Source organism: Sphingobium phenoxybenzoativorans, from assembly GCF_001757355.1.
Lineage (GTDB): Bacteria > Pseudomonadota > Alphaproteobacteria > Sphingomonadales > Sphingomonadaceae > Sphingobium > Sphingobium phenoxybenzoativorans.
This window is the reverse complement of the sequence record NZ_MINO01000141.1, coordinates 1-4,396: the sequence shown is the minus strand read 5'-3', so window position 1 is coordinate 4,396 and position 4,396 is coordinate 1. Positions and strand designations below refer to the sequence as shown.

Genomic DNA, 4,396 nt, shown 5'->3' with positions numbered 1-4,396 from the left:
GGGCTTGACCTCGAGATCCTCGTGGTCGGCCGGCAGCGAGGCCGGACCGAACGCCTCGGTGTGCAGCTGCGCTTCGGGGACGCCGAGTTCCGCCAGCACGCCGCGCATCGCGCCCATCATCGCCGGCGGGCCGCACATATGGATGCGCCGGCTCGCGATCTCCGGCACCGCGGCCAGGATCATCTCGCGCGTGATCGGCCCTTCGGGGCCCATCCAGACGGTGCCGGGCGCGCGCTGCATCGCGGCGACGACATGGAGGTTGGGAAAACGGCGTTCGAGCCGCTCGAGCTCGTCGCGGAACACGAATTCCTCGGTCGACCGTGCGCCGTAGAAGAAGAAGATATCACCCTTCCACGCGGTGTCGGTGAGATAGCGCAGCACCGACATCATCGGGGTGATGCCGACCCCGCCCGCGATCAGCACGATGCTCTGGGCATCCGTTCCCGTGAAGGTGAAGGCGCCGAACGGTCCGCTGACCTTCAGCAGATCGTCGGCGACGACCTTGTCGTGCAGGTATCGCGAGACCACGCCCTGCTCCTCGCGCTTGACCGTCAGTTCGACATAGGCCCGCTGGGTCGGCGAAGAGGCGATCGTGTAGGAACGGCGCGCGGTCTTGCCCGCTTCGGGCTCTACCTCGACCTGCAGGAACTGGCCCGGCAGGAAGTCGAACGGCAGCCGGTCGGCGGTCGGGTCCGCGAGCCGGAAGGTCAGCACGCTCGGCGTCTCTCGCACGATCTGGACCACGCGCAGCTGCCCCGCCCAGCTTTTGGGCTTGCGCAGCGACGCCCCAGCGGGTGCGGCCGCATTGCTCGGCGCGAGCCCGGCGCTGTCGGCAACGGGTGCAGGCGCGGGCGCAACCCTGGTAGCGGGAGGGGCAGCCTTCGGCTCCGGCTTTGCTGGAACCTTGGCGGTGGCGACACCGCCGGCGATCGCCCCGATCCGCCGCAGGCGGAAGATCTGCAGCGCGATAAGCGTGGCGCTCACCAGCCCCAGGAACAGCATGAGAAGGAGGTGCGAGGGCGAGATGCCGAACCAGTGATCGGCATGGCCGGGCGCGGCCTGGTCGATGTCGAGCTGATCGCGCAGCCAGGCAAGCCCGACCTCCCGGGGCGGCTGCAAGCCCCCGATCGCGCCCTGCGCGGCGGTGCCGGAGCGGAACAGGTCGGTTCCCTCGCGCAGGCGCCGCGCCGCATCGAGCCGGGCCGAGACCGTGGTCGCACGCGCGCCGTCGGCCGAGGCGGCGTTGATCATCGCCAGACCCGTGCTTACCCGTTCGCCGGCCTGCGCAGCGACCCGCTGCCTTGCCGCTTCGTCAAGCGCGGGAAAGGCGAGCAGCTGCGAGATGAAGCCGGTCCGGCGCGATTCGTGGCCGTGCTCATTCTCCCCTTCCCCATTGATCATGCGATCCATCATGGGGTTCATCATCTTCGCCATGTCCGACGAAACCGGCTCTGCCGGTGCGGACATGCCCCCGCCGGCCGGCATGCCTGCGCCATGATGCGCGGCATGATCCTCGCCCTCCTGCGCGCCCGCGCTCGCGGACAGGCTGAGAGCGATTGCGCAGCCGAGGCTCAAGCGTCGAAGGCTGATCCGCCTGGACATCCTCATCCCCTTAGTGTGCGAGCCTACATATCCTTCATCGGCATCGCCGCATTGCCCGGCGCGGGATCGGGTGCCGGCGCGGTCTGGTTGCCGGCCCCGGCGCGCATCGCGTCATGGTCCATCGCCTGACGGTGATGCCGCTCCATCTCGGCCTGGTTGCTCATCGCGTCCATCGGCGCCGCGTCTGCAGCGTTGCCGCTGTCGGTCAGGACCGGGGTGGCGGCGACGCTGTTCGCCGCGGGCGGCACCGTCTGGTCGGCCTGGCGGTCGCAGCCCGAAAGCGCGAGCGCCAGCAACAGGCTTCCGCCGACAAGTGGAAGGGCTTTCTTCGCATGGTCGATCATGGCTTTGCTCCTTTGCTTGAAAACTGTGTCCGGGCGCCATCCCTGGCGTCCGGACCGGCTCATTGCGCGCTGCGCAGAATCCGGAGACACCGGTCGTGCGAGAGGTTCATCGGGTTGCGCCCCTGCCCCTTCATCTCGCCATGATCATGCGGCGTCTGGAGACCCATATTGCCCTCCATCGCCCGGCAACTCTCGACCTGCGCCGAGGTCGGCCGCGTGGTCACACAGGCGCCTAGAAGCAGCGCCGGCGTGAGGACGGCGATCAAACGCATTTTCTTCATGACAAAACCCCTTTCGCTCGTGGTGATCGTTCGTCCTGCGCTGCCTGATGTTTCTTGTTATGCTGCTGGTCTTTCCGCCGCGCCGTCAGGAAGGCGAGGATCGGGCAATCGGAGACCGGCACTTCGCCCGGGCATTCGTCGGCGAGCATCCGCAGCATGTCGCGGATATCCGACAGGCGCTCGAGCCGGGCTTCGGCGTCCGCGATCTTGGCAAGCGTGATATCGAGCACGGCCTGGGCATGCGCGGTGTCCGACGCCCTGAGCGCCAGCAGCTGCCGGGCCTGTTCGAGTGTGAAACCAAGCTCCTGCGCCGAGCGGATGAAATTGACGCGCTCGAGGTCGGTCGCGTCGTAGAGCCTGTAGCCCGCTGCCGTGCGCGCGGGCTCGCGCAGCAGGCCCATCCGCTCATAATAGCGGATCGTATCCCGCCCCACGCCTGCGGCCGCGGCCAGTTCGCCGATCTTGAAATTGCCCATGTCATCCGCTCGATCATGCCGGTTGGACCATGGTCCAGGGTCAAGCGGTTTCGCTTTGACCCCGAACGGTCTCCTCGTCGCCGGCGGCTTGTCAGTTCTTGCGAAGCTCGACGATGTCGTGCCTGGCAGGCGTGCCGTCGGCGACGGACACGTGCGCGAAGTGATCGTCAAAGATATGGTCGATCGTCACATGGCCGACGAGCTGGCGGTGATAGGTCGGCGCCACGCCCTTGGACGGACCCGGATGGGTCACGACGCGATAGACCTCGAGCTTCTGGCCGACCTCGGCGCCATCGGCCTTGCCGATGCAGACGACCGTGCCGTTGCTGCCCGTGTCGACGATCGAGCCGCGCATGAACAGGCTGTGCCCGATGCCCTGGGCCATAGCGGGGACGGCAGCAAGCATCGAAATGCCGGCAAGCGCGACCATGAGAGTTTTTCTGACCATATTCACCTCCTTGGATGGTAAGCCACCGCCCGGACTTTGCCGAGGGGAAGAGCGTCTCTTCAGGCTTGGGACTACGGTCCCGGGTCCAGCCTCGATATACGTAGAGGCCGCAGCCGATCTTCTTCCCCGGGCCGGATCTTTATTGACGCGGAGTTGACGGAATCAGCCGTCAGCACTTCAAAATCCGCGCGGCGCGAGACTTTGGTTGGCTGCGCCCGCGAAACCCGCTAGATATCGAGGCCCGTGAAACGCCTGCTCGCCCTCCTGCTCGTCATCGGAGCGCTGTCCGGTCTCTTCGGAGCCCAGATGGCGGCCGCGCACAGCGTGCCGCAGGCGGCAGGCGCGCCGCTGGCCAAGGGCATGGATGCGGACTGCATGGCGATGATGGCCAAGCAGCAGCCTGCGCCCAGCGAAAAGCCCTGCAAGGGCCTGACGCTCGATTGCATCGCCGCGATGGGGTGCGTGATCCCGCTGGTCGCAGCGGACCTGGCAGGCGGCGTTGCGCCTGCGCGTCTCTACGACGCGCCCAGCTTCTGGACGACCGACACGATATTGACCGGCAAGGCGGTTGCGCCCGAGCCGGATCCTCCCACCAGCCTTGCCTGATTGAACGAGCACGGGCTGCGCGCATCGATCGATGCGTGCGCGCCCGGTTTCCTTCTTTTCAGTCAAAGGTTTTCGTGATGATCAAACTGCTTCCGGCCGCCCTTGTGGCGGCCCTCAGTCTCGCCGCGCCTGCGCTTGCAACCGACGCGAGCCGCACGCCGCAAGGCCATTGGGAATGGCGGTCGGCGCCGCAATATGGTCCGCGGGCGACTGGCCCTGCGCGTGTCCGCATATGGGTGCCCGACAGCCGGGACATGGCCAGCTGCGATTGCGCGATGATGCAGGCAAGCGCCGCCGACTGCATGCGCGGCGCAGTCAGGTCGGACAAGGGCTAAACCCGCTCCGGAGCGGCGCGTCACATCTTGGCGCGCCGCCTCTGTCATGAGGGGATGATATCCATGATCATGATGCCGAGGCGCGCTGTGCGACGCCTGTTGCTCTCTATCGGTGCGACGCTTGCGAGCGCCTGGGCCGTGCCGGTGTCGGCCGGCCCGCTCACCTACGAGCAGGCAGTGAGGCTCGCTGCCGCCAACGCGCCAAGCCTCAAGGCGCGCGCGGCGGCGACAGCCGGCGCCCGCTCTTCGGCGGTCGCGGCCGATCGCCTGCCCGATCCGACGCTCGACCTGGGCCTGCAGAACT

7 protein-coding genes and 1 pseudogene are annotated in these 4,396 nt (G+C 67.4%); 3 read left to right on the top strand and 5 right to left on the bottom strand.

Annotated features, from left to right (window positions below; all coding sequences use genetic code 11):
* The 5 genes from BHQ40_RS24175 to BHQ40_RS24155 all read right to left on the bottom strand — a co-directional run.
* Window positions 1-1,602, bottom strand: a 1,602-nt coding sequence (locus tag BHQ40_RS24175; protein WP_070158245.1) for a ferredoxin reductase, incomplete at its 3' end; no start/stop codon positions are given.
* A gap of 23 nt (window positions 1,603-1,625) precedes the next feature.
* Complete coding sequence (locus BHQ40_RS24170) at window positions 1,626-1,946, bottom strand: hypothetical protein (protein ID WP_007406382.1); 321 nt, start codon at window positions 1,944-1,946, stop codon at window positions 1,626-1,628.
* Between the two features lie 59 nt (window positions 1,947-2,005).
* Window positions 2,006-2,227 (bottom strand): hypothetical protein, encoded by a 222-nt coding sequence (locus tag BHQ40_RS24165; RefSeq protein WP_007406426.1) that lies wholly within the window; start codon window positions 2,225-2,227, stop codon window positions 2,006-2,008.
* Entirely contained in the window at window positions 2,224-2,703 is a 480-nt protein-coding gene (locus BHQ40_RS24160) for a heavy metal-responsive transcriptional regulator (protein ID WP_007406417.1), read from the bottom strand. The genes BHQ40_RS24165 and BHQ40_RS24160 overlap by 4 nt, the downstream gene beginning before the upstream one ends.
* 91 nt (window positions 2,704-2,794) lie before the next feature.
* The gene (locus BHQ40_RS24155; protein WP_007406371.1) at window positions 2,795-3,133 is read right to left on the bottom strand and encodes a hypothetical protein; all 339 of its coding nucleotides are present in this window, start codon (window positions 3,131-3,133) and stop codon (window positions 2,795-2,797) included.
* A gap of 261 nt (window positions 3,134-3,394) precedes the next feature.
* On the opposite strand from BHQ40_RS24155, the gene BHQ40_RS24150 reads away from it, so the two are divergent.
* The 3 genes and pseudogenes from BHQ40_RS24150 to BHQ40_RS24140 all read left to right on the top strand — a co-directional run.
* Window positions 3,395-3,757: a hypothetical protein gene (locus tag BHQ40_RS24150; protein WP_007406428.1), complete on the top strand. Its 363-nt coding sequence runs from the start codon at window positions 3,395-3,397 to the stop codon at window positions 3,755-3,757.
* Window positions 3,758-3,834: 77 nt separating this feature from the next.
* A complete protein-coding gene (locus tag BHQ40_RS24145) occupies window positions 3,835-4,092 on the top strand; it encodes a hypothetical protein (protein WP_007683334.1) in 258 nt (85 codons plus the stop codon).
* A 63-nt stretch (window positions 4,093-4,155) separates the two neighbouring features.
* Window positions 4,156-4,396 (top strand): annotated as a pseudogene (locus BHQ40_RS24140) (TolC family protein); the annotation flags it as partial.

Coding starts and splice junctions, on each gene's coding strand:
- BHQ40_RS24170 (WP_007406382.1), bottom strand. CDS start 1,946: ATGATCGACCATGCGAAGAAAGCCCTTCCACTTGTCGGCGGAAGCCTG.
- BHQ40_RS24165 (WP_007406426.1), bottom strand. CDS start 2,227: ATGAAGAAAATGCGTTTGATCGCCGTCCTCACGCCGGCGCTGCTTCTA.
- BHQ40_RS24160 (WP_007406417.1), bottom strand. CDS start 2,703: ATGGGCAATTTCAAGATCGGCGAACTGGCCGCGGCCGCAGGCGTGGGG.
- BHQ40_RS24155 (WP_007406371.1), bottom strand. CDS start 3,133: ATGGTCGCGCTTGCCGGCATTTCGATGCTTGCTGCCGTCCCCGCTATG.
- BHQ40_RS24145 (WP_007683334.1), top strand. CDS start 3,835: ATGATCAAACTGCTTCCGGCCGCCCTTGTGGCGGCCCTCAGTCTCGCC.